This window comes from uncultured Amnibacterium sp. (genome assembly GCF_964250715.1).
Classification (GTDB): domain Bacteria; phylum Actinomycetota; class Actinomycetes; order Actinomycetales; family Microbacteriaceae; genus Amnibacterium.
The window spans coordinates 26,127-49,186 of sequence record NZ_CAXUGX010000014.1 but is presented as its reverse complement, the minus strand read 5'-3'; the positions used below and the strand labels follow the sequence as shown (position 1 = coordinate 49,186).

General features: G+C 70.1%; 19 protein-coding genes and 3 tRNA genes. 5 read left to right on the top strand and 17 right to left on the bottom strand.

The features are described from left to right. A tRNA-Ile gene (locus ACFE7H_RS12630) sits at positions 1-74 on the top strand. Between the two features lie 348 nt (positions 75-422). Here ACFE7H_RS12630 and ACFE7H_RS12625 read toward each other — a convergent pair. The 5 genes from ACFE7H_RS12625 to ACFE7H_RS12605 form a co-directional block, all read right to left on the bottom strand. Continuing rightward, positions 423-495, bottom strand: a tRNA-Ala gene (locus ACFE7H_RS12625). A 46-nt stretch (positions 496-541) separates the two neighbouring features. Further along, positions 542-1,933 (bottom strand): S8 family serine peptidase, encoded by a 1,392-nt coding sequence (locus ACFE7H_RS12620; RefSeq protein WP_375401593.1) that lies wholly within the window; start codon positions 1,931-1,933, stop codon positions 542-544. A 110-nt stretch (positions 1,934-2,043) separates the two neighbouring features. Continuing rightward, entirely contained in the window at positions 2,044-3,816 is a 1,773-nt protein-coding gene (locus tag ACFE7H_RS12615) for an endonuclease/exonuclease/phosphatase family protein (RefSeq protein WP_375401592.1), read from the bottom strand. 233 nt (positions 3,817-4,049) lie between these two features. Then, positions 4,050-7,511 (bottom strand): bifunctional proline dehydrogenase/L-glutamate gamma-semialdehyde dehydrogenase, encoded by a 3,462-nt coding sequence (locus ACFE7H_RS12610; RefSeq protein WP_375401591.1) that lies wholly within the window; start codon positions 7,509-7,511, stop codon positions 4,050-4,052. 136 nt (positions 7,512-7,647) lie between these two features. Next, positions 7,648-8,355 (bottom strand): hypothetical protein, encoded by a 708-nt coding sequence (locus tag ACFE7H_RS12605; protein WP_375401590.1) that lies wholly within the window; start codon positions 8,353-8,355, stop codon positions 7,648-7,650. A 150-nt stretch (positions 8,356-8,505) separates the two neighbouring features. On the opposite strand from ACFE7H_RS12605, the gene ACFE7H_RS12600 reads away from it, so the two are divergent. Beyond that, positions 8,506-9,045: a peptidylprolyl isomerase gene (locus ACFE7H_RS12600; protein ID WP_375401589.1), complete on the top strand. Its 540-nt coding sequence runs from the start codon at positions 8,506-8,508 to the stop codon at positions 9,043-9,045. Between the two features lie 54 nt (positions 9,046-9,099). Further along, a complete protein-coding gene (locus tag ACFE7H_RS12595) occupies positions 9,100-9,837 on the top strand; it encodes a rhomboid family intramembrane serine protease (RefSeq protein ID WP_375401588.1) in 738 nt (245 codons plus the stop codon). Between the two features lie 128 nt (positions 9,838-9,965). Here ACFE7H_RS12595 and ACFE7H_RS12590 read toward each other — a convergent pair whose 3' ends face one another. Continuing rightward, complete coding sequence (locus ACFE7H_RS12590) at positions 9,966-10,214, bottom strand: cell division protein CrgA (RefSeq protein WP_375401587.1); 249 nt, start codon at positions 10,212-10,214, stop codon at positions 9,966-9,968. 67 nt (positions 10,215-10,281) lie between these two features. Here ACFE7H_RS12590 and ACFE7H_RS12585 point away from each other — a divergent pair, with 67 nt between their 5' ends. Beyond that, positions 10,282-10,929 (top strand): anthranilate synthase component II, encoded by a 648-nt coding sequence (locus ACFE7H_RS12585; protein ID WP_375401586.1) that lies wholly within the window; start codon positions 10,282-10,284, stop codon positions 10,927-10,929. Here ACFE7H_RS12585 and pknB read toward each other — a convergent pair. From pknB to ACFE7H_RS12550, 7 genes are read right to left on the bottom strand one after another with little or no spacing between them, the layout of a single operon-like run. After that, positions 10,907-12,649: a Stk1 family PASTA domain-containing Ser/Thr kinase gene (gene pknB, locus ACFE7H_RS12580; protein WP_375401585.1), complete on the bottom strand. Its 1,743-nt coding sequence runs from the start codon at positions 12,647-12,649 to the stop codon at positions 10,907-10,909. The genes ACFE7H_RS12585 and pknB overlap by 23 nt on opposite strands. A gap of 10 nt (positions 12,650-12,659) precedes the next feature. Beyond that, positions 12,660-14,495 (bottom strand): serine/threonine-protein kinase, encoded by a 1,836-nt coding sequence (locus ACFE7H_RS12575; protein ID WP_375401584.1) that lies wholly within the window; start codon positions 14,493-14,495, stop codon positions 12,660-12,662. Beyond that, positions 14,492-15,949: a peptidoglycan D,D-transpeptidase FtsI family protein gene (locus tag ACFE7H_RS12570; RefSeq protein WP_375401583.1), complete on the bottom strand. Its 1,458-nt coding sequence runs from the start codon at positions 15,947-15,949 to the stop codon at positions 14,492-14,494. The genes ACFE7H_RS12575 and ACFE7H_RS12570 overlap by 4 nt, the downstream gene beginning before the upstream one ends. Positions 15,950-15,951: 2 nt before the next feature. Next, positions 15,952-17,343 carry an FtsW/RodA/SpoVE family cell cycle protein gene (locus tag ACFE7H_RS12565; protein WP_375401582.1) on the bottom strand — a complete coding sequence of 464 codons (1,392 nt, stop codon included), beginning with the start codon at positions 17,341-17,343 and terminating at the stop codon, positions 15,952-15,954. Continuing rightward, the gene (locus ACFE7H_RS12560; RefSeq protein WP_375401581.1) at positions 17,340-18,581 is read right to left on the bottom strand and encodes a Stp1/IreP family PP2C-type Ser/Thr phosphatase; all 1,242 of its coding nucleotides are present in this window, start codon (positions 18,579-18,581) and stop codon (positions 17,340-17,342) included. The genes ACFE7H_RS12565 and ACFE7H_RS12560 overlap by 4 nt, the downstream gene beginning before the upstream one ends. After that, positions 18,578-19,108, bottom strand: coding sequence for an FHA domain-containing protein (locus ACFE7H_RS12555; RefSeq protein ID WP_375401580.1), 531 nt, complete (start codon positions 19,106-19,108; stop codon positions 18,578-18,580). Before ACFE7H_RS12555 ends, ACFE7H_RS12560 begins: the two co-directional genes overlap by 4 nt. A 22-nt stretch (positions 19,109-19,130) precedes the next feature. Then, positions 19,131-19,808, bottom strand: a complete 678-nt coding sequence (locus tag ACFE7H_RS12550; RefSeq protein WP_375401579.1) for an FhaA domain-containing protein — start codon at positions 19,806-19,808, stop codon at positions 19,131-19,133. A 180-nt stretch (positions 19,809-19,988) separates the two neighbouring features. On the opposite strand from ACFE7H_RS12550, the gene ACFE7H_RS12545 reads away from it, so the two are divergent. Next, positions 19,989-20,072, top strand: a tRNA-Leu gene (locus ACFE7H_RS12545). Between the two features lie 215 nt (positions 20,073-20,287). On the opposite strand, the gene ACFE7H_RS12540 is transcribed toward ACFE7H_RS12545, so the two are convergent. From ACFE7H_RS12540 to ACFE7H_RS12525, 4 genes are all read right to left on the bottom strand, one after another. After that, positions 20,288-20,476 (bottom strand): hypothetical protein, encoded by a 189-nt coding sequence (locus tag ACFE7H_RS12540; RefSeq protein WP_375401578.1) that lies wholly within the window; start codon positions 20,474-20,476, stop codon positions 20,288-20,290. Positions 20,477-20,549: 73 nt separating this feature from the next. Beyond that, positions 20,550-20,759 carry a DUF2945 domain-containing protein gene (locus ACFE7H_RS12535; RefSeq protein ID WP_375401577.1) on the bottom strand — a complete coding sequence of 70 codons (210 nt, stop codon included), beginning with the start codon at positions 20,757-20,759 and terminating at the stop codon, positions 20,550-20,552. 77 nt (positions 20,760-20,836) lie between these two features. Then, positions 20,837-22,312, bottom strand: a complete 1,476-nt coding sequence (zwf, locus tag ACFE7H_RS12530; protein WP_375401595.1) for a glucose-6-phosphate dehydrogenase — start codon at positions 22,310-22,312, stop codon at positions 20,837-20,839. Positions 22,313-22,372: 60 nt separating this feature from the next. After that, entirely contained in the window at positions 22,373-23,041 is a 669-nt protein-coding gene (locus ACFE7H_RS12525; RefSeq protein ID WP_375401576.1) for an HAD hydrolase-like protein, read from the bottom strand. Between the last annotated feature and the right edge of the window lie 19 nt (positions 23,042-23,060).

Genomic DNA, 23,060 nt, shown 5'->3' with positions numbered 1-23,060 from the left:
GGGGCTATAGCTCAGGCGGTTAGAGCGCTTCGCTGATAACGAAGAGGTCCCAGGTTCAAGTCCTGGTAGCCCCACGTGCCCATGGCGCCGCCGCCGCTCCTGCGGCGGCGCGTCGTGGGCAGTCCGCTTCGGCCGGGAACCGGCCTTCGCTCCCGTTCCAGAGGTCGGCCGGCGGGCCGTCGTCGGCGGTCCGAGCCGGCGTTGGGCGGCGGGAATCGGCTCTGAGCGAAGGACCCGGACTGCCCACGACACGCGCCGCAGCCGACCTCGGGTACGGAAGCGGAGGCCGGTTGCCGGCCGCAGCGGACTACCCACGACCCGCGCCGCCGCCGACCTCGGGTACGGGAGCGGAGGCCGGTTCCCCGCCGCAGCGGACTACCCACGACCCGCGCCGCAGAAGCGGCGGCGCGGAAATAAGCACGTGGAGACGAGGGGAATCGAACCCCTGACCTCCTGCTTGCAAAGCAGGCGCTCTACCAATTGAGCTACGCCCCCGGGCGGTGACTCCATGATGCCGTACTCGGCGTGCGGGTGACGGGCGTCAGTTGTGGGACTTGGCGAGTGCCTTCACGAACTTCGGGGCGTTGATCGTGCCCCAGCCGGAGGCCAGGTCGTAGCCGCGCTTCGCCGTGTAGCCCTTGATGCCGCCGAAGGAGTTGTTGCCGCGAGTGACATCCACGATGCCCTTGCTCGCCTTGCCATCCAATTTGTACAGGGCGGCGTTGATGGTGCCGAGCCGATGTTCGGCGAGCTGGTCGGCCAGGGCGACGACGCCGGCGAAGATCGGGGTCGCCTCGCTGGTACCGCCGACCAGGTAGTAGCCGGCTGGCAGGTTGGGGACGTTCGGCAGTCCGAGGTAGACGAGCGCCGAGCCGTCGACGGCGGCGCTCATCGAGATGTCCGGGGTGCCGCGATGCGACCCGGTGATCTTCTTGACTCCGTTCTGGAACGCGGGCCGGGAGAAGACCTTCGACGTACCGCCACCGCCGGCGCCGTAGCCGTCGTTCCACACCACGTCCTTCTGCAGCCGATCGCCGGAGAGGGCGAGCGAGAGCTGCGTGCCGCCGATGCTGGTGACGAGCGGGTCGCTGGATGGCCAGGAGTCGACGCGGTGGGAGTAGAGCGTCTCGCCGTCGCGCTTGACATCGGTGACGCCGGTGTCGCCCGATGCACCGAGGACCGTGATGTGCGCTTTTGCGGCCGACTTGAAGACGGCGCGCAGCCGCCCGATATCGCCCTTGGGATCGGGGAACGTGTTCTCGGTCGCTCCGAAGCTCTGGCTGATCACGTCGGCCAGGCGATGGTCGACCACGTACCGCTCGGCCTGGACGATCTCTGGAAACCCCTGGATGCCCTCGGCCTCCGAGACCGGTGTCTCGACCAGCAGGATTGTCGCATCCGGCGCGATCGCGTGGGCGTATTCGACGTCGAGCGTGGTCTCGAACGCCCAGTCCTGCTGCTCGATGTTCGACGGATCGAACGCCGGCACTACCCCGACGGGCTGGATGATCTGCACCTGCGTGTGGGCCAGCCCGAAGTCGGTATCGAAGACGTCGAGGTCCTGCTGGATGGTGGGCGACCCGAACGCGTCCACGATGGCGATGGTGCGGCCGCGCCCGGTGACGCCCTGTCGGTACAGGGTGTTGAAGCCGTACGCCCTGCGGTACTGCTTCGGCGAGTAGCAGGCCACGCCGAAGGCGGTCTGGCAGTTCGCGGTCGTCGGCGGCGTCTCGGCGCGGTGGGTGAACTTGTGCGGCACGTTCGCCGACGCGGGGACGGGCACCGGGAGCGGGGCAGCCGAGGCGGGCAACTCCGTGCCTGCTGCGCTTACCCCCGATGCGCCGACCCCCGATGCGCCGACCAGGACGACGGCGATGGCGACCGCGGTCACCGACGCGGCGAGCCGTCGTCGGATGTGGGAAGCCAGGCGCACGGACGCTCCTCGAGTCGCAGGGGTGGGTGCGCTCAACCTACGAGCAGGTGCCCGCCCCGCCAAACGCCGACGCGGGATCGTGACCGATCAGGACCGGATCGGCTCCCGAGTCACTGCGGGTCGCCGATCCCGATGCTCGCCAGCTGCAGGTTGTGATCGCTGCCCTGGTACGACTTCTGGAATCGTTCGCCGTCGATGTGCAGCACGTTCGCGTACGAGTACGACCTGGCGTTGCCGTGCGTCAGGATGAAGTCGATGCGGCTGGTGTTGTAGCGGTGCGGCACCGCGGTGGTCGGATAGCCGGGGTCGGTACCCCCGCCGCCGTTGTGGCCGTTGAAGGTCGCGTAGCGCGCTCCTGTGCGGTGCGACGTCGCAGCCGCGTCCGTGTAGCCCGCCTTCACCAGAATGGCGGTCGCCGGCTTCGCGTTGCGGATGGGGTCGCTGTTGAAGTCGCCGCCCATCACGATCGGCAGGTTCGCCGAGTCCATCTGCGCGAGGTACGCCGCTGCCGCCGTGGTGACGGCCGCGTGCATCGCGGTCATGTTCGGGCCCGAGTCGATCGCGGGAAGGTGCACGGCGACCGCGTAGAACTCCCGGCCGGACGCCAGCTTGAACTTGGCCCAGGACCACCACCGGTCCTGCACGCCCGACTGGCGGATGCCGAGGTCGATCGCCGGCGACAGGAACCCGTGCGACTCCAGCGTCATCGCGGCCGGGTTGTAGAAGATCTGGGCGCCGGAGGTGATCTGGCCCCCCAGGTTGTGCTTGGCGGATTGCGCCAGCACCTGCTGGTACGCATCGCCGGTCGCGGCCTTCAGCGGCGTGGCGCCGCTGTTCAGCAGGGAGGCCAGCTCCGACAGCGCGGTGGCGCAGTAGGTGTGCGGACCCTTGGTGTTATGGGTGTGGTTGACACACTTGGGGTCGATCTTGTGGGTGTCGAGCTCGGAGGTCAGGAACAGGTCGGGCTGCGCCTTCAGCACGGTCTTGGCGATCCGCTCCTTGCGGGCGCTCCACTGGTCGGTGCTGGAGAAGTGCTCGGTCGCGGTGTAGCTCTGCACGTTCAGCTCGGCGACCTTCAAGCGGTCGGCGGTCGCCGGTGCCGGATCCGACCCGGCGAGCGCGGATGACGCGAGCGTCGAGATGCGGTAGGAGTCGCCGATGTCGAAGTGCAGATGCATCGCCGGCTTCGCCGCGGTCGAGTTGGACTGCACGACGCGCACGAACACGAAGTTGCCCGTGCCCGCGCCGAGCGACTTGCGGTACTTCTCGGGCACGGTGAGCAGCACGCTGTGGGTCGTCGCGGGGTACCAGGCGCTCCGGAAGTGCATCGCGGTCGTGGTGCTCTCCCCGCCCGCGATGATCCCGACCTTGGTAGCCCGGCCGCCGCCCGACCACGTGACCTGCACCTGGTCGGGTCCGGCGGGTGAGGCGTGCACGTCGCTGACCGCGTACGGGTAGCCGTCCGCCGGCGTCGCGTGCGCGGTCGCCGCAGCCATGGCGGTGGCGGGGCTGACGGCTCCGGTGGCACGGTTCGCCGTGACGGCCACGAAATAGCGCGTGCCGTTGTGCAGCTTCGTCAGCTGGACGTGCTGCGTCGTGGTGTGTACGGAGTGGGCGCCCGCGAGGGACGCCTTGGCGGCGTAGCGAACGGTGTAGCTGGCCGCACCGGCGACCTTGGACCAGGCCGCGGTGACGGTGTGGTCGCCGGCGGTCAACTGCACCCGGGGTCCGGCGACCGCTGCCTGGGCCGCATCGACCGTGGTCAGCGCGACCGCCGCCGGAAGCAGGCCGATGGCGAGTGCGATGGCCGTCGCCCGGCGTCCGCGCCGCGGTGAAGCGGTCGCGCATCGCGCCACCGACCTGGGCATGTCTGATCTGCGCATGTCGTTTCTCCCCCAAGAACCGCAACTGCAAGGGGCGAACGTACCCCGGGCGGGGGCAGGGGTCTGTACCCCAGTGCGTGTGTCAGCACTTAGGGGGACCCTGAATACTCACCCCCTGTACCCCGTTTCGGCCGGTCATCCCGCGCGTGTCGCGAGACGTGCCGTCTTTTGGGGGTGAGCTGAGGGCTGCTCGACGCGCGGCGCTCCTCGAGGAGGCGCTATTCGATGCGGTCCTATCGAACGAATTCGGCGCGCTCGCCGATCAGGTCGTCGGTCAGGGCGTCCGGAGTGCCGAACCGGTGCGCGCTGATGCTGATGGACTGCTCGTGCAGGAAGGGCAGCAGCTCGATCCGCCCCGCCGTGGTGACTGGATCGCCCCAGACCGCCAGGTCGGCCGACCCGCCTGCGCTGCGCAGTGTCGCGGCGGTCGATCCGCCGATCAGCCGCACGCGTCCCCGCAGGGCGGGATCGGCTTCGATGCGCACGGCGATCCCCAGATCGCGGAGCAGATCGGCGACACCCCGCTCCGGCGGCTGGGCGGCCGAGACGACCAGGTCACCGCCGGCCCGAAACCCTGCGGCCAGGACGCGCAGCACGTCCCGATTCTCGGAATCGGCCTCGACGCGCACGGTGACCGGTACCGGCAGATAGCGGAACAGGTTCCGTTCGGCCGTCAGGCCGGCGAGTTCGCGTGTGCGACCGAACTCCCGCTGCCACCAGGCGGCGTCCGATTCGATCGCCGCGCGCAGCCACTCGACGTCCGGTTCAGGCAGTCGCGTCGCTGCATCGAGTACGGCAGCGATATGGCCGATCGGCCGCTCTGCCGCACGCTCCACGGCCACCCCGTCCGGCTCCCAGCGACCGAGTCCCAGCAGATAGTTGGGTCCGCCGGCCTTCGTGCCCGGTCCGACCGTGGAGCGCTTCCAGCCGCCGAAGGGCTGCCGCCCGACGATCGCTCCGGTGGTACCGCGATTCACGTAGAGATTCCCGGCCTGCACGGCGCCGAGCCACGTGCCGATCTCGTCGGGTTCGAGCGACTGCAGCCCGGCGGTCAGCCCATAGTCGACCGCGTTCTGCAGCTCGAGCGCCTGCTCCAGGGAGTCGGCCTGCATCAGCCCCAGCACCGGGCCGAAGTACTCGATGCGATGGAACTCGGAGCCGGGCCGCACGCCGGTGCGGATGCCGGGCGTCCACAGCTTGCCCTCGGAATCCAATTGCTTCGGCTTGAGCAGCCACCGCTCCCCGTCGCCGAGGCTCGTCAGCCCTTCCAGCAGCTTGCCCTGCGCCGGCTCGACGATCGGTCCCAGCTTGGTGGTCGGCACGTCGGCGGCACCGACGGGCAGGGACGCCACCGCGTCGGTCAGCTGCCCGAGGAACCGCTTGGAGTGGCCGACCGAGCCGACGAGGATCGCCAGGCTCGCGGCGCTGCACTTCTGGCCCGCATGGCCGAACGCGGATGAGACGAGGTCCTTGACCGCCAGGTCCAGATCCGCCGACGGCGTGATGACCATCGCGTTCTTGCCGCTGGTCTCGGCGAGCATGGCCAGGTCGGGCCGGATGCGGCGGAACAGGGCGGCCGTCTCGTACGCGCCGGTCAGGATCACCCGGTCGATCCGCGCGTCACCGACAAGTTCGGACCCGAGCGAGTCCTCGTCCACCTGCAGGAAGGTCAGCACGTCGCGGGGTACGCCCGCGTCCCACAGGATCTCGGCGAGCAGCGCGCCGCAGCGGCTCGCCGGACCGGCGGGCTTCAGCACCACCGCGCTGCCGGCGGCCAGCGGGGCGAGCGTCGACCCGGCAGGGATCGCCACCGGGAAGTTCCAGGGCGGCGTCACCAGCGTCAGCGCCGCCGGAGTGAAGCGCGCGCCGTCGACCTGCTCCAGTTCCAGCGCCCGCTCGGCGTAGTAGTGGGCGAAGTCGATGGCCTCGCTGACCTCGGGGTCGCCCTGATCCAGGGTCTTGCCCGTCTCGGCCATCATCACCTGGATCAGGTCCGCGCGACGCGCCTCGAGGGCTTCTCCGGCCCGGTGCAGGATCGCCGCACGCTCTGCGGCGGGCCGGGCGCCCCACGCGTCGCCTGCCGCCCGCGCGGCACCGAGCAGCCGATCGAGCTCGGCCGGATCGGTGACGGTGTGGGTCGCGAGGGTCTCGACGCCCAGGTCGGCGGTCGCCGCATCGCGGTGGATCGCGGCACCCCACTCGCGCACGGCACCCACCGACGGGTCGCTGTCGATCGCGTTCGTGAACGGGGAACCGGTCACGGTCGGGCGCAGCCCGTCGCGGTGCGGTGCCGGCACGGTGTCGTCGAGGGCCGCGAGCGAGTCGACGAAGCGCTGCCGCTCCCGTTCGAACAGCGCCTCGTTGGTGCTGAGGTCGAAGACGGACGACATGAAGTTGTCGTCGCTCGCCCCCTCCTCCAGCCGCCGGACCAGGTAGGCGATCGCGACGTCGAACTCCTTCGGATGGACGACGGGGGTGTAGACGAGCAACTCGCCGACGTCCTGCCGCACCGCCTCGGCCTGCCCGGTGGCCATGCCGAGCAGCATCTCGAACTCGACGGCGTCCCGCACGCCGCGGTCGCCGGCCAGCAGCCAGGCGTGGGCGGCGTCGAACAGGTTGTGCCCGGCGATGCCGAGCCGGACCGCGTCGGTGCGCTCCGGGGTCATCGCCCAGTCGAGTACCCGCTTGTAGTTGGTGTCGGTCTCCAGCTTGGTGTGCCAGGTGGCCAGGGGCCAGTCGTGCAGGGACGCCTCCACCTGCTCCATGGGCAGGTTCGCGCCCTTGACCAGGCGCACCTTGATCGGTGCTCCGCCACGACTGCGACGATCGGCGGCCCACTCCTGCAGGCGCATCATCGCGCCGAGGGCGTCCGGCAGATAGGCCTGCAGCACGATGCCGGCCTTCATCCCGGTGAACCGCGGCGTATCCAGCAACCGCATGAACACCGCCATCGTGGTGTCCAGGTCCTTGTACTCCTCCATGTCCAGGTTGATGAAGGTGCCGGAGCGCAGCGCCGTGTCGTACAGGGGAGTCAGACGCCGGACCACGTCGTCGACGGCGGCATCGAACGCCCAGGGGCTGTGCGGCGCGACCGCGGCGGAGACCTTGATGGAGACGTAGTCCACGTCGGGCCGGCGCAGCAGGGCGAGCGTGCCCTTCAGCCGTCGGTCGGCCTCCCGCTCCCCGAGGACGGCCTCGCCCAGCAGGTTGACGTTCAGGCCCAGCCCGGCCCGGCGCAGCCGGGCGATACTGCGGCCCAGGCGGCGGGGTGTGGCGTCGATGACCAGGTGCGCCACCATCCGGCGCAGAGCGATGCGGGCCGCCGGTACGACGATCCAAGGGAGGATCGGCGCGACCAGTCCGCCGAGCCGCACCAGCAGCTTGAGCGGCAGGGGCAGGAAGCGCGGCACGTTCGGGGCGATCTCGGCCAGCCGCTTCGCCGCTGCGCGAAGATCCTCTGGGCGGACGACGCCGTCGACGAAGCCGGTGGTGAACTTCAGGCCGCGGGGGTCGCGCAGCACACCGGCCAGGCGCACCGCGGCCGCGTCCGGCCGCACCGACGAAGCGCGCTGCAACCAGGTTCGGACGAGTGCGATGGATCGGTCGGCCAACTCGGGGTCGTCTGCGCGCTCAGGCACAGAGAAAGCCGCACCCGCGTGCTCGACGGTCAGTCGGGGGGTCTGGTCCGTGGTCATCCGTCGAGTCCGTTCCGCTTCTGTCGTGGTCAGCCTGTGTGGGGGATCTCCTGCCCGCCTGAACAGCGACGGCTGATCACTGCGACGGCTGGCATTGCGACCGTCGAACAGAGCGACGGCCGAATACAGCGGTGGGCTACGCGACCGGCGTATCCGTGCCCGGAGCGATCTCCGGCTCATCGTCGGCGACCCACAGGTCATCGTCGGCGCGCAACGTCTGCCACACCGCGTAGCCGATGCCGATGAGGGCCAGGATTCCGAGGGTCAGGCCGACGATGGAGCCGGTCCCCGGGCCGCTCTTCTTCGTGGGCAGCGCCTTCTGTGCGACCTTGACGGTGGCTGCACCCTTGGCGGCCTTCACGACCGCGTCACGGCCCTTGTTGCTGCCGGCGACGGTCTTCGCTGCCTTGGTGGCACCCTTGGCGCCCTTGCCCGCGACCTTCGCAGCGCCCTTGCCGGTGAGCTTGGCGCCCTGTTTGGTCACGACCGAACCGGCTTTGCCGGCCGCGTCGGTCACGCGGCCTCTGGCGGTTCCGCCGAGTGCAGCGGCCGCAGCGGCGGCGCTCGCCACTGCGGGGACCGCGCCGTTGAACACCGCATTGTTGGCACCGGCCGCAACGGTGGTGGCGAACTCGGCGCCCCGGGTGACGGCCGGCCCCACCCGGTCGGCGTAAGTGGTCTTGGCTCGCGGCGCCCACTCCTCGCGGCTGAGGTGTCCGGCCTGCTTGCTCGCCTCGCGGGCCACGCCGGTCGCTCGCGACAGGACCGCCTGCTGGTCGCTCCACAGCTGGCTGGCGTCCGCTCGCAGCGCGTTCAGTTCCTTCGTCCGTTGTTTGGTGACCATGGTCGACCTTCTCTCGTGCGGTGGGCCGTGAACGTCCGACCTATCCTGCCATCGGACGCGCTGCACGAGACCTGAAAGTCGCCGATGCGCGGATGCGGAGCTGCACGCCGCCCGACCTGTGCGGGGGAGCCGCGATGCCAGACTGAACCAATGACGCAATCGACCGCCACAGCCACCCTGCACACCACCCAGGGCGACATCCGGGTGAACCTGTTCGGCCTGCACGCACCGAAGACGGTCCGCAACTTCGTGGGCCTCGCGACCGGCACGCAGGAGTGGAAGCACCCGCAGACGGGCCGTCCGGGCGATGGCCCGCTGTACGCCGACATCGTGTTCCACCGCATCATCCCGAACTTCATGATCCAGGGCGGCGATCCGCTCGGCACGGGGACCGGCGGTCCCGGGTACGAGTTCGACGACGAGATCAATCCCGAACTCGACTTCACCAAGCCCTACATGCTCGCCATGGCGAACGCCGGCAAGCGCGGCGGTCACGGCACCAACGGGTCGCAGTTCTTCATCACGACCGCGGCGACCACCTGGCTGCAGGGCGCGCACACCATCTTCGGCGAGGTGGCGGACGCCGAGTCGCGGACGGTCGTCGACGCCCTCGGCGCCGTGCCCACCGACCGGGCGGACCGCCCCGTGCAGCAGCAGGTGCTGACCTCCGTCTCGGTCGATGAGGTCTGACGATCGCTCCGCGGCACCGGTGACGCCGGCGAGGTCGCCGATCAGGGTGCGGCGATGAGTACGGCGATGACGGCGCGCCGACTGTGGCGACGCTCGGGTCGATACCGGCCGCACACCATGACCGGGGCCGTCGTCGCCGTGACGGTTGCGGTCTACGTGGTCGAGGTGCTGTTCCCGGGGCCCGTGGTCGGTGCGCTGGCGTTCAGCCCGGCGAATGCGCTGGTGCAGGCAGACAGCGGCTTCCAGCCGTGGCGGATGCTGACGACGATGCTGGTGCACGCGCCGATCGACCTGCCGTACAACGTGCTGCCGATCACGCACATCCTGTTCAACATGTACGCGCTCTACCTGTTCGGCAGGCCGCTGGAGGACCTGATCGGCCGCGGCCGCTTTCTGGCGCTGTATCTGCTGAGCGGATTCGGCGGCTCGCTGGCGGTCGTCGTCGCCGCGCTCGCCGGCGTGCCCATCGGATCGGTGGTCGGTGCCTCCGGAGCCGTGTTCGGCGTGCTCGGCGCATCGGCCGTCGTGCAGCGCCGGCTCGGCGGCGACGTGCGCTACCTGGTCGTGCTGATCGCGATCAACTTCGCTCTGGCGTTCTTCATCGGCAACATCGCCTGGGAGGCCCACGTCGGCGGCCTGCTCGTGGGTGCGCTCACCGGGTGGCTGTTCGTGCAGAACCGGGGGCCGCGACGGCGCAACCGCGCGGTGCTGATCGGCGTGCTGCTCGGCGTCGGCCTGCTGGTGCTGACCGCGCTCGCCAGCGTCGTGTTCGGAGTGATCGCGCAGCGCTGAGCGCACTCGCCCGGGGGCTGTGGGCGGAGTTATCCACAGCGACACCCACAGTGTGCAGAACTACAGATCTGTGATTCCGTCGAGAACAGCGGCCGATCAGGCCTTCTGGCCGTCGGGGACGGAGGCTGTCAGCGCCAGCGCAGCGTCATCAGAAAGCCGACGAACGCGATGCCGAACCCGATCACGATGTTCCAGGAGCCGAGGCCCTGGATCGGCAGCATGCCGCCGCTGATGTAGTAGACGACGATCCACAGCAGCCCGAGCAACATGAATCCGAACATCACGGGCTTGAACCACACCGCGTTCGGCGCGTCGTCGCCGGCGAATTCGCGCTCCTGACGGCGGCCGGGCGAGGTCGTCTTCGCTGCGCGGGCCATGCCGGGCAGTGTAGCAACGCCGTGCGGAGCCGGATCGGTGCGGCGCACCCGCCTACACTCCGTACGGGTGACCCGCATTCTGGTCCTCGACAACTACGACAGCTTCGTCTACACCCTGAACGGCTACCTGCGTCAGTTGGGTGCCGAGACCGAGGTCGTGCGCAACGACGTCATCGATCCCGCCGAGCTCGGCGCACGCCTGCGCCAGTACGACGGCGTGTTGATCTCCCCCGGTCCCGGTACGCCGGGCGATGCGGGCGTCTCGGTTCCCGCGGTGCTTCGGGCCGCCGAGTCGGGCGTCCCCCTGTTCGGCGTGTGCCTCGGTCACCAGGCGATCGCGGAGGCGTTCGGCGCCACCGTGACGACCGCGGAGGAGTTGATGCACGGCAAGACGAGCACCGTGCTGCACGACGACAGCGCGCTGTTCGACGGGGTGCCGCAGCGCTTCACCGCGACGCGATATCACTCCCTGGCGGTCGTCGACGGCACCGTGCCGGATGAGCTGACCGTCACCGCGCGCACCGACGGCGGCGTCATCATGGCCGTGCAGCATCGGACCGCGCCGATCTGGGGCGTGCAGTTCCACCCGGAGTCGGTGATGACGGAGGGCGGCCATCGCATGCTGGGCAACTGGCTGGCGGCGACCGGGCTGACCGGTGCCGGCGCGGCGGCCGACGGACTGAGCCCGCGGCTCACGTCCCGTCGCAGTAGGTGATCGTGATCGTCGACCGCTGATCGACCGGCCCGGCGGGCTTGGACTGCTGGATCACCGTCTCGGAGGCGGGGCCGCATCCGCCCTTGGAGGTGAGATCGACCGACAACCCCTGCGCCTTCAGGTCGTCCGAGGCGTCCTGCACCGACTCGCTGATGACACTGGGCAGCAGTACCTGGCCGTCCGAGACCACCAGGTCGACCGTGCTGCCGGCGGACACCTGCTGGCCCGATTCCGGGTCGGCCCGCAGCACCACGTCCTTCGGGACGGTGGCCGAATGGTCGGACGTGATCGCTCCGGCCTTCAGGCCCGCCGCGTGGATGGCGTCGAGCGCCGCGCTCTCGACCCGCCCGTCGAGGCTCGGCACGCCGACCTGCTGCGGCCCCATGGACACCCACAGGTCGACGGCGCTGCCCCGGGTGATGGGAGCGTTCTCGGCGGGCCGGGTACGGATCACCGTGCCGGCGGGCGTGCTGTCGCTGGCCTGCTGATACACGAGCCCCTGCAGCTGCAGTCGCTGCAGGGCGGTCTGCGCGCTGGACTCGGTGGAGCCGACCAGCCCCTTCGGCACCGTGACGGAATCCGCCCCGAAGCCGCCGGTGGTGAGGCCGACGATCCAGATCGCGACCGCGAGCACCACGACGATCACGACCGCGATGCCGCTCCAGATCCAGGCGACCGGGGGCCGGCCGGAGGTACGCACCCGGGTGTCGTCGTCCAGGCCCAGCTGCCGGATGGCCGAGTCGGCGGTCGGGACCGCTCCGCCGAACAGCTGGGTCGCCGAGTCGACCCTGGGTAGTCGCGCGACCGGCTTACGGCCGGCCAGCACCGCGTCGACGTCGTCCCGGAACGCCGCCGCGTCCTGATAGCGGTCGGCACGGTCCTTCTCCAGGGCGCGCAGTACCACCGCGTCCATCGTCTCGCTGATGCGCGGATCCACCTCGCTCGGCGTCTCGGGGCGCTCGCTGACGTGCTGGTAGGCCACCGCGACCGGGGTCTCGCCTCGGAAGGGCGCGCGCCCGGTCAGCATCTCGTACAGCACGATGCCGGTGGAGTAGAGGTCGGAGCGGTTGTCGACGGATTCGCCCTTGGCCTGCTCCGGCGAGAAGTACTGGGCGGTGCCGAGGATGGCCGTGGTCTGCGCGACCGTGGCCGAGGAGTCGCTGATGGCCCGTGCGATGCCGAAGTCCATCACCTTCACCTGGCCGGTGCGGGTCACCATCACGTTGCCGGGTTTGATGTCGCGGTGCACGACGCCCGCCCGATGGGAGTACTCGAGGGCCGTCAGGATGCCGCGCACGATGTGGGCCGCCTCGGGGGCGCTCATCGGCCCGTCGGCCACCATGTCCTTCAGCAGGCGGCCGTCGACGAACTCCATGACGATGAACGGCAACTGGGCCTCGCCGCCACCGGACTCCAGCACCGTCTCCTCGCCCGCGTCGAACACCCGCACGATGGTCGGATGGGTCATCCGCGAAGCCGCCTGTGCCTCCTGCCGGAATCGGATGCGGAACGTGGGGTCATTGGCGAGCGACGAGCGCAGCAGCTTGATCGCGACCGTCCGGCTCAGCCGGGTGTCGAAGCCCAGGTGCACCTCGGCCATGCCACCGCGGCCGATCAGACCGTCGATGCGGTACCGCCCGGCGAGGGTGCGGTCGCCGGGCGTGTTGGCCGGCAGGCGCGCGTTCGCGCCCGCGGTCACCGTGGGTGCCTGCTCGTCCATGGGTGTGGGATCAGCCGTTGGTCGGGGGTTGGGAAGCGGGGTCGCTGGCCGCGGGGTCGCTCGCGATCGGGGCGGATGTGGCCGAGGGTACGGCTGCGACCTTGACCTTCAGCTTGGGTGAATAGGCCGACATCGGCTGCCCGCAGAGTACGGCGTACTGCACGGTGATCGTCCCGTTGTCCCCCGCCACGATAGTTGCCTGCTCGGTCTTGGCCGGCGTCTCACCGTTGTCGTCCCGCGCCCCGCTGATCTTGATCTCATACCCGGATAAGGCATCGCCGCCGGCGGGGCAGGCGGTGCTCGGAGGTCGCGGCCAGCTGACCGTGAATGTCGATCCGGGGGCCACCGGGCTCGTGAACTGCGAATCCAGCACCGGCGCGGAGCCGGGGGCCGTCGGGTTCGGGACGGCGGTGTAATAGGTGACCGTCACCGATGTGCCTGATTCCACGGAGCCGCTGCTGGGGTCGAGCAGGTAGACCTGCCCGACCTGGCTCGAGTCGCCCGTCGCTTTGCCGGCTACCGCGGTCGGGGCGAGTTTCAGGGCCGTCAGGTCACTGACGACCTCTTTGTACGGCCGGCCCACGTAGTCGCTCGAGACGATGGTGATCGGAGTCGCGGACGGGGACGCTGCGGCGCTGCTGGCGGACGCACGGCTGGACGCCGGCTGGGAGGCGCTGCTGTTCGAGGACGACGGCGTACCGCCGAACCGGATCGCGACGATCGCGATCGCGATGACGACCAGGATCACGATCAGCGTGATCAGCGGGACGGTCCAAGGGCTGCGCCGCCTGCCGTCCGGGTCGTAGCCGCCGCCAGCCGCCACCGCCGACCTCTGCTGGGTGGGCGGCAGCGGCGCGGCGGGCGCGACGGTGGTGGCCGCGGTGGGCGAGACGCCCATCATCGTGGTGTCGAATCCGGCCGCCTGCGCGAAGCGCGTAATCTGCGCATCCGTCTGCTGCATGGCCATCGTGGGTGCGGCGACGCCTGCCGGCAGCACCGCGGGCACGGCGGACGCGGCGGCCAGCACATCGCCGCGGCGCAGCGCCCGGGCCGCGCGGGCGAGCAGGGCGGACGTCGTCGGCCGGTCGGAGGGGTTCTTGGCGATGCACGACATCACGAGGCGCCGCACCGGCTCCGGTACCGAGCCGGGCAGGTCGGCCGGGGTGTCGTTGATCTGCGCCATGGCGATGGCGACCTGGCTCTCACCGGTGAACGGCCGACGGCCCGCGAGGGCCTCGTACGCGACGATGCCGAGGGAGTAGACGTCCGTCGCCGGGGAGGCTGCATGCCCGCTCGCCTGCTCGGGCGAGAGGTACTGCACGGTCCCCATCACCTGACCGGTCGCGGTCAGCGGTACCTGGTCGGCGATGCGGGCGATGCCGAAGTCGGTGATCTTCACCCGGCCGTCCGGGGTGATCAGCATGTTGCCGGGCTTCACATCGCGGTGCACCAGGCCCGCGGCGTGTGCGGCATGCAGTGCCGTCGCGGTCTGCGCGACGATGTCGAGCACCCGGTCGGCGGGCAGGCTGTGCTCCCGCTCCAGGACCGACGACAGCGGTTCGCCGGGCACCAGCTCCATGACGAGGAACGCGCTGCCCTCCTCCTCGCCGTAGTCGTAGACGTTGGCGATGCCCTCGTGGTTCACGAGGGCGGCATGCCGGGCCTCGGCCCGGAACCGCTCGAGGAAGCCCGGGTCGCCCAGGTACTCGTCCTTCAGGATCTTGATGGCCACCGGGCGTCCGATGATGAGGTCGGTCGCCTCCCACACCTCGCCCATACCGCCGATGGCGATGCGCGACGACAGCTCGTACCGTCGGCCGAAGGTGACTCCCGCGATCGGTCTCACCGGTTCACCACCGCCTCCAGAACAGCCTTCGCGATCGGCGCGGCGACACTGTTGCCGGTCCCCGTCTGCCCCAGCCCGCCGCCGTTCTCGACCACCACCGACACCGCGACCTGTGGGTCGTCCGCCGGGGCGAACCCGGTGAACCAGAGCGTGTACGGCTTGGTCGGCCCGTTCTGCGCGGTCCCGGTCTTGCCCGCCACGTCGACCCCGTCCATTCTTGCATTCACCCCCGTGCCGTCGGCCACCGACGACACCATCATGGTTTTCAGTGCCTGCGCCGTGGCCGCGCTGACCGGCCGCGAGAGGACCTGCGGCGTCATCTGCTGCACGGTGTCGAGGCTGGGGCTCAAGATCTTCTGAACGAGGTTCGGTTTCATCAGCACGCCGCCGTTGGCGATCGCCGCCGAGACCATCGCCATCTGCAGGTCGGACGCCTGCACACTGCTCTGGCCGAACGCCGACTGGGCGAGTACGGCCGGGTCGGTGTTGAGTGGATACACACTCGGCGTGACCGGAACCGGGATCTCGATCCGCTGACCGAACCCGTACTTCGTCGCCATGTCGCTGATCGCCTGCGCTCCCAGCCGGTCGCCCAGTTCCGCGAACGGGATGTTGCACGACAGGCGGAGCGCCGTGGCCAACGTGGTGGTCTTGCCGGTGCCGCACTGCTCGCCGTCGGAGTTGGCGATCACCGTGTTCGTCCCCGGCAGCCGCAACGTGTTCGGGCTGGGGAAGCTGCTACTCACCGTGTACTTGCCGCTTTCGAGTGCAGCGGAGGTGACGATCAGCTTGAAGGTCGATCCCGGCGGGTTCAGCGCACCGGCCGTGGCGCGGTTGACCAGCGGACTCGGGTCGGCCTTCACCAGCTTGTCGTAGGAGCGGATGACCTGTCGTTGGTCGTGCGCCGCGATCACGTTCGGGTCGAACGAGGGCGAGCTGACCATCGCCAGCACCGCACCGGTCTTCGGGTTCAGAGCCACCACCGCGCCCCGTCGGGTTCCGAGGGCGGAGGCCGCCGCCTGCTGCACCGTCGGATCGATGGTCAGTTGCACCGAGTCGCCCTGCGGGTCGTGGCCGGTGATCGTGCTGCGCAGCCGGTCGAAGAAGGACGCGCCGCCGGTGCCGGCCAGCTGCTGGTCGAGCGCCGCCTCGATACCGGTCGCCTGGCCGTTGACGGGGCTGTAACCCGTGACAGCGGCGTACAGCTTCGGCTGCAGATAGGTGCGCTGGAACCGGTACTCGTCGTCGTCCGGCTTGGAGGTGACGATCGCCTTGCCGTCGGCCAGCAGGATCTGGCCGCGCTGCACCTGGTAACTGTCGTCACGCGCGCGGGTGTTGCGGGCGTCGGCGGCCAGCGGGTCGGTCTGGAAGACCTGGATCACCGACGAGGCGACGAACAGGGAGATGAACATGATGACGACGAGCGCGCTGATGCGCTTCAACTCACGGTTCACGGTCAGATCACCATCCTGCGGCCGCCGCGCACGGTGTCCGAGACCCGCAGCAGCAGGGCGGCGATCATCCAGTTCGCGATCAGCGAGGAGCCGCCGGCCGCGAGGAACGGCGTCGTGAGGCCGGTGTTGGGGATCACGCGCATGATCCCGCCGACGACCGTGAAGACCTGCAGGGCGAACACGAACGAGAGGCCGACCGCGAAGAGCTTGCCGAAGTCGTCGGGACCGGCGAAGCCGACGCGGAATCCGCGCGAGACGAAGAGCAGGTACAGGCAGAGGATCGCGAAGACGCCGACCAGGCCCAGCTCCTCGCCGATCGACGCCATGATGAAATCGCTGGCTGCGACGGGCGTCAAGTCCGGACGACCCTGGCCGAGGCCCGTGCCGAACAGACCGCCGTGCGCGAGGCCGAAGATCGCCTGCACGATCTGATAACTGCCGCCCTGCGCGTTGTACACCGACGGGTCGAACGCGTGCAGCCAGTTGTGGAAGCGATCGCCCACGTAGTCGAGCGCCCGTGACGCCACCCACGCGCCCAGTCCGGCGAGCACCAGGCCGAGCAGGATCCAGCTGGTGCGGCCCGTCGCGACATAGAGCATCGCGACGAACATGCCGAACAGCAGCAGGCCGGTGCCGAGGTCGTGCTCGAAGACGATGACACCGACCGCCAGCACCCAGACGACCAGGATGGGGCCGAGGTCCCGCGCCCTCGGCAGGCGCAGGCCCAGGACCTTCGGCCCGGCCATCGCCAGCGAGTCCCGCCGTGCGACCAGAAAGCCGGCGAAGAAGACCGCCAGGGCGATCTTCGCGATCTCGCCGGGCTGGAAGCTGAGGTCGCCGACGTGCACCCAGATGCGGGCTCCGCGGACGTTCTCGCCGAACCCGGGGATCAGGGGCAGCAGCAGCAGGACGATGCCGACCAGCATCGCGATGTAGGTGTACCGCTGCAGCACCCGGTGGTTGCGCACCACGAGCAGGGTCAGGATCGCCGCACCGATCCCGAGCGCGGTCCAGGCGATCTGGTGGGTGCCGTCGTCGGTGTGGCGCGCCAGCCCGGTCGGGCTGATGTCGATGCGGTAGATCTCCGCGATACCGATGCCGTTCAGGGTCGTGACGATCGGCAGGATGAAGGGATCCGCGTCCCGGGCCGCGAAGCGCAGGACGACATGCATCGCCAGCACCAGCACCGCCAGCCCGCCGATCAGTGTGAAGAGGTGCGGATCCACGTGCCCGAGCGCTCCGAACTGCACGAGGAGCATGGCGGCGGCACCGACCGCCAGGGCGAGCAGCAGCAGCCCGAACTCGACGTTGCGCAGCCGGGTCGAGGGCCGGGTGACGTGCATCCGCTCCTCGGGCCGAGCGACCGCCGTGGTGGCCTGCAGGTCGGCGCTCACGGCGCCTGCCCCAGGCGGGTCGCGACGATCGTGCGGGCGTCGGCGAGGCTGCTCGCCTGCACGCCGGCCGACACGCGAGCGCGGTAGAACTGCTGCAGGTCGTCGCGGGTCAGGTCGGTCTCCTCCTTCACGTGCGAGAGGCGGATCGGGCCGAGCTGTGGCTGCACGCCCTGGAAGATCGCGACCCGGTCCCCGTCGAAGCCCACGTAGTACTGCGTCTGCGTATAGCTGTAGCCCGCGATCACCGCCACCAAGGCGCCGATCACCACGATGAGCACCGCGAGCAGCCAGAACAGCCGACGGCGCCGGATGCGGCGGGCATCCTGCCGGATCAGCGCGTCCAGGTAGTCCTCGCCGGCCGGCTCGAAGACGGCCTCCCTCGGCGAGCTGCGCACCGGATGCAGCAGCAGGCTGGGCAGCCGCAGGTGCTGGCGGTGCGGATCGGTCTCCTCCAGGTTGAGGGGCTCGGCAGCGGAGCCGACGACGACCTCCGAGCCCGCCGGTTCGCCGGCGTGGTCGATGTCGACCGCGATCACCGTCACGTTGTCGGGGGCGCCGTGCTCCAGCGCCTCCCGCACCAGCCAGTCCGCCGACTCCGCCGCCGACCCTGCAGCGGAGAGGACCGCGAGGATCCGCTCCTCGCTGACGTAGCTGCTGAGGCCGTCGGAGCAGATCATCCAACGGTCGGCCGGCACCGTGCCGATGATGCTGGTGTCGATCTCGGGCGCCTGGTCGATGTCGCCCAGCACGCGCATCAGCACGCTGCGGCGCGGGTGCACCGCCGCCTCCTCCGGGGTGATGCGGCCGGTCTCCACGAGCCGCTGCACGAAGGTGTGGTCGTTGGTGATCTGGCTGAGTTCGCCGTCACGCAGCAGGTAGATGCGCGAGTCGCCGATGTGCGCGGTCACCACCGTGTCACCGACCCGCACGAGCGCGCTGACGGTCGTCCCCATCCCGGTCAGCTCCGGATGCCCCGACACGGTCTCGTTGATCAGCTGATTCGCCGCGACGAGCGCCGACTGCAGCGCGAACTCCGCCTGCTGGGGCGTCGAGAAGGTGAGCGCGTCCGCCTCCGCGATACGGGTGACGGCGATGGCGGAGGCGACGTCGCCGCCGGCGTGGCCGCCCATCCCATCGGCGACGACGAACAGGTTGCGTCCCGCGTAGCCGGAGTCCTGGTTGTTCGCGCGCACCCGGCCGACGTGCGAGACCGCCGCAGCCGCCGTGACGATCGTCATGCCGAGGTCCGCAGCTCGAACGTGGTGGCGCCCACCTTGACGCTCGTGCGCAGCGGCACCGTGGTGGGCTGCTCGATGCGTCGCCCGTCCACGAAGGTGCCGTTGGTCGAGTCGAGGTCCTGGATCACCCAGTCCTGCCCCCAGAGCAGCAGGCGCGCGTGGTGCGTGGAGGTGTAGTCGTCGCGGATCTGCAGCCCGGAGTCGCTGGCCCGGCCGATGGTCAGGGGGTCGCCGTCGAGCGGGATCTCCAGCCCGCTCTTGCCGCCCGAGGTGATCACGAGCCGCGTCGCCGCTCCGGTGAGCCCGCCGGTGCCGCCGCCCGGCGTGACCACGGGCGACGTCGGCAGCGACTGCACCGCCGGGGGAGCCGCGACCGGACCCCGCACCGCCGCGACCGGCTCGGCCGGCAGCTTGCGCACCCGACCGCCGAACAGGTCGCTGCGCAGGGCGTAGACGACCGCGAACACGAAGACCCAGAGCAACGCCAGGAAGGCCACCCGCAGGACCAGCAGCGTCAGATCGCTCATCGGGCGGCGCAGTCGGTCGGAGTCATCGGGTGGGCCCTCCGGTCTGCGCGAGCAGGCGGAACACGATGCGGGTGCGCCCGATCTGCAGCACCGAATCGTTGGCCAGCGGCGCCCTGGTGAACCGCTCGCCGTTCAGCCGGGACCCGTTGGTCGACTTCAGGTCGCGCGCCTCCGCCCGCCGCCCGTTCCACAGGATCTCCAGGTGGTGCCGGCTGATCCCGTCGTCGTCGATCACCACGTCCGCATCGGACCCTCGGCCGATCACGGTGCGTTCGGCGATCGGGTGGCGCTTGCCGTCGATCTCGATCGCCGGCGCCCACGTCACCTCGATCCGCTCGCTCGCCGAATCCACCTGCAGCATCCCGACCGCCAGCGACTCGTCCACCGCCAGGGTGATCACGGTCGCCCCCGCGGCCTGATAGCCCTGCTCCCGGGCGTGCGCGTCGACCAGACCGGTCAGTTCCTCGATCAGCGGCGCCCCCATCGCCGACATGCGCTCGTGATCGGCCGGATTCATCCGCACCGTGAACCGGTTCGGCACCAGGATGCGGTCCCGCGCGACCGGCGCAGCCCGGGTGTCCTGCTCCCGGCGCAGCGCGGCCGTGATCTCGACCGGCTGCAGCCCCGACCGGAACGTGCGGGCGAACGCGCCGTTCACCGCACGCTCCAAGCCGCGCTCGAAGCTGTCGAGTAAGCCCACCGGTCCACTTCCAAGCCTGTCGTGGATGCTCGCGCCTCTTGGGCCCGCGCAGTGCGGCCGATGCTAGCGCGGGGGCCTTTCCCGCCCGGGCAGGCGGCGGCGCGCGCCCGCGGAGTGCACGATCACGGGTCGTGCTAGCCTCATCCGGCTGCACGTCCACTCGGTGGACTCGCGGCGCGCGCGCGAGTGGCGGAATAGGCAGACGCGCACGGTTCAGGTCCGTGTGCCCGAAAGGGCGTGGGGGTTCAACTCCCCCCTCGCGCACAGTGTTGGTTGCTGCGCCGCCGCTTCTGCGGCGCAGGTCGTGGGTTGTCCGCTTCGGCGGCGGAGCCGCCTTCGCTCCCGTACCCGAGGGCGGGGGGACGGGCCGGTCCTCATCGTGAGTACCGGGATTTTCCCTGACTGCATCTCCGTAGTTGTGCGTGCTCGTCCGTAGTTGGGTGGACAACACCGCAGAGGGACTGCGGAGGAGCGGGCAGTCAGGCGGGGTCGGCGGCGTTGCTCAGTTCCTTGCAGCGTTCCAGGGCCCGGTCGGCGGCCTGGCGGTCGTCGTAGCCGTCCTCGTCCGGCCAGCCCGGGATGCTCCGCCGCTCGTTCGTGACGATGCGATACAGATTCGTCACACCGGACGCGTAGGGCTCGATCCGGCCCTCGAACTGGAACGCCATGCGCGCACGCTAGCGGTGCCGTCTCGGCGGACGATCCGAACCAGGCTCGAACCGGGTCCCGAGTGCCGCCGGCTCACTCCTTCTTCAACGCCCCGGGCTTGTGCACGGCCTCGCCGCCGCTCTTCGAACTCTTCACGAGGTACTGCGGGTCGTCCTTGGACGCCTTCACGGTGCGGCCGCCCGCCTCGGTCTCGGTCGTGATCTTCTTCTCGACCTCGCCCTCCGCGGTGCCGCCGTGCGACTTCCAGGAGACCTCGTCGCCCTTCTTGAACTCATCAGCCATGGCTGGACGCTACGGAACGGTCCTGACCATCACGCGAGAGCGAGAGCGAGAGCGAGAGCGAGAGGCGACCCGACTGCTCAGCTGCCCGCTGCCTCGGCGCTGCCGCGCCAGCCCCGCTCGAACGGCAGTCGCCAGGCGTACGGCGCGATCAGCTGGTGGATGGCGTTCGGGCCCCAGCTGCCGGCGGAGTAGGGGCGCACCGGCGGCGGGTCGTCGAGCAGGCCCTGCGAGACCTCCCACAGCCGCTCGATGCCCTCCGCTGTGGTGAACAGGGTGTGATCGCCGCGCATGGCGTCGAGGATCAGCCGCTCGTACGCCTCCAGCATGTCGCGGGCGCCCTCGGCCTCCTGCATCTCGAACTGCATGCTGATCTTGTCCAGCCGCATGCCCGGCCCTGGCCGTTTGCCGTAGAACGACAGCGACATCTTGGCCGCGTCGGCCAGATCGAAGGTCAGGTGGTCCGGGCCCTTGGTGCCGAGCCCGCTGCCCGGCGGGAACATCGACTGCGGCGGCTCCTTGAACGCGATCGAGATGATGCGCTGCCCCTCCGCCAGCTTCTTGCCGGTGCGCAGGTAGAAGGGGACGCCGGCCCAGCGCCAGTTGTCGATCTCGCACTTCAGCGCCACGAAGGTCTCGGTGTCGCTCTCCGGAGCAACACCCGGCATGTCGCGGTAGCCGTGGACCTGCCCGCGCACCACGTTCTGCGGATCTACCGGCAGCATCGAGCGGAAGACCTTGTTCTTCTCCTCGCTGATCGCGCGTGGCTCCAGCGCCGTGGGCGCCTCCATCGCCACGAAGGCGAGCACCTGGAACAGGTGCGTCACCACCATGTCGCGGTAGGCGCCGGTGGACTCGTAGAACGCCGCCCGGGTCTCGATACCCAGGGTCTCCGGCACGTCGATCTGCACGTGCTCGATGAAGTTGCGGTTCCAGATGGGCTCGAACAGGCCGTTGGCGAAGCGGATCGCGAGGATGTTCTGCGCCGGCTCCTTGCCCAGGAAGTGATCGATGCGGAAGATCTGGTCTTCCTTGAACGTCTCGTGCAGTTTGTTGTTCAGGTCCACCGCCGAGGCGAGGTCGGTGCCGAACGGCTTCTCCATGATGATGCGGGAGTGGTCCACCAGGTTGGCCTTGTCGAGCATCTCGACCGCTGCGAGTGCCGCCTTGGGCGGCACGCTCAGGTAGTGCAGGCGCTGGGCGCCGGCGCCGAGCCGCTCCTCCGCCTGCTGCACCGCGGCGGCGAGGGCCTCGGGGCCGGCCTTGGACGGGACGTAGTGCAGCTTGGCCGAGAAGGTCTGCCACTCCTCGTCCGTCAGGGTGCGGCGATCGAACTCGTCGAGCGCCTTCTTCGCTTCCGCGCGGAACGACTCGTCGTCCAGCTCCTCGAGCGACGTGCCGACGATCTCGATGCTCGGCGCCAGGGAGGACAGTGCCAGGTTCGCCCAGGCCGGCACCAGCTTGCGCTTGGCCAGGTCGCCCGCGGCTCCGAAGAGCACGACGACATGCGGCGCGGTCTTCTGTGCGACCCGCTGATACTGGCGTTCAGCCTGCATGAGACTCATGGGTCGATGGTGACAGCGGGGCGCGCCGATCGCGAGTCGAAGTGAGAATGTTCACAGCGCCGACACGAGCGCGGCCACCTCGCCCGGCCGGTGCGCGATCGCCAGCGTGCCGACCGCCTCCTCGGCGGCGCCGTAGCCCCAGCCGGCGAAGATCGTCGGTATGCCGTGCACGCGGGCCCCGTGCACGTCGTGGGAGCGATCGCCGATCATCACCGGCCGGCTGGTATCCACCCCCTGATCCCGCAACTGCGCGAGGGCCCAGGTGATCACCTCGTGCTTCGCGCTGCGGGTCTCGTCCTCGGACGCACCCGCGATCACGACGAAGCGGTCGGTGAGCGAGAAGTGCGCCAGGATCTGGCGCGCGATGTGTTCGGGCTTGGACGTGGCGACGGCCAGCGGCAGCGAGGTGCGCAGGGCGTCGAGCATCGCCGGCACGCCCTCGTAGACGCGGCTGTCGAACGCCCCCGTCACGCGGTAGCGCTCGCGGTAGTACTGCAGTGCGCGAGCGGACTGCTCGGGGTTCAGGCCGATCACGTCGCGGAACCCGTCCAGGATCGGCGGGCCCACGAACGCGACCAGTTCGGCGGGTGCCGGAACCGGGAGCCCCATGAGGCGCAGCGTGTGGGCGAGCGTCGCCAGGATGCCCGGCGCGGAGTCGGTGATCGTGCCGTCCAGGTCGATCAATGCCACGGTGAACGGCACAGCTGCGGCATCCGTCACACGCCCGAGCCTAGGGACC

What these genes read in the sequence shown, in the direction of transcription:
- ACFE7H_RS12590 (WP_375401587.1), bottom strand. Translation starts at nt 10,214, where the DNA reads ATGGCCCGCGCAGCGAAGACGACCTCGCCCGGCCGCCGTCAGGAGCGC.
- ACFE7H_RS12560 (WP_375401581.1), bottom strand. Translation starts at nt 18,581, where the DNA reads ATGACGATCGTCACGGCGGCTGCGGCGGTCTCGCACGTCGGCCGGGTG.
- ACFE7H_RS12615 (WP_375401592.1), bottom strand. Translation starts at nt 3,816, where the DNA reads ATGCGCAGATCAGACATGCCCAGGTCGGTGGCGCGATGCGCGACCGCT.
- ACFE7H_RS12595 (WP_375401588.1), top strand. Translation starts at nt 9,100, where the DNA reads ATGAGTACGGCGATGACGGCGCGCCGACTGTGGCGACGCTCGGGTCGA.
- ACFE7H_RS12600 (WP_375401589.1), top strand. Translation starts at nt 8,506, where the DNA reads ATGACGCAATCGACCGCCACAGCCACCCTGCACACCACCCAGGGCGAC.
- ACFE7H_RS12605 (WP_375401590.1), bottom strand. Translation starts at nt 8,355, where the DNA reads ATGGTCACCAAACAACGGACGAAGGAACTGAACGCGCTGCGAGCGGAC.
- ACFE7H_RS12610 (WP_375401591.1), bottom strand. Translation starts at nt 7,511, where the DNA reads ATGACCACGGACCAGACCCCCCGACTGACCGTCGAGCACGCGGGTGCG.
- ACFE7H_RS12540 (WP_375401578.1), bottom strand. Translation starts at nt 20,476, where the DNA reads ATGGCGTTCCAGTTCGAGGGCCGGATCGAGCCCTACGCGTCCGGTGTG.
- ACFE7H_RS12555 (WP_375401580.1), bottom strand. Translation starts at nt 19,108, where the DNA reads ATGAGCGATCTGACGCTGCTGGTCCTGCGGGTGGCCTTCCTGGCGTTG.
- pknB (WP_375401585.1), bottom strand. Translation starts at nt 12,649, where the DNA reads ATGGACGAGCAGGCACCCACGGTGACCGCGGGCGCGAACGCGCGCCTG.
- ACFE7H_RS12535 (WP_375401577.1), bottom strand. Translation starts at nt 20,759, where the DNA reads ATGGCTGATGAGTTCAAGAAGGGCGACGAGGTCTCCTGGAAGTCGCAC.
- zwf (WP_375401595.1), bottom strand. Translation starts at nt 22,312, where the DNA reads ATGCAGGCTGAACGCCAGTATCAGCGGGTCGCACAGAAGACCGCGCCG.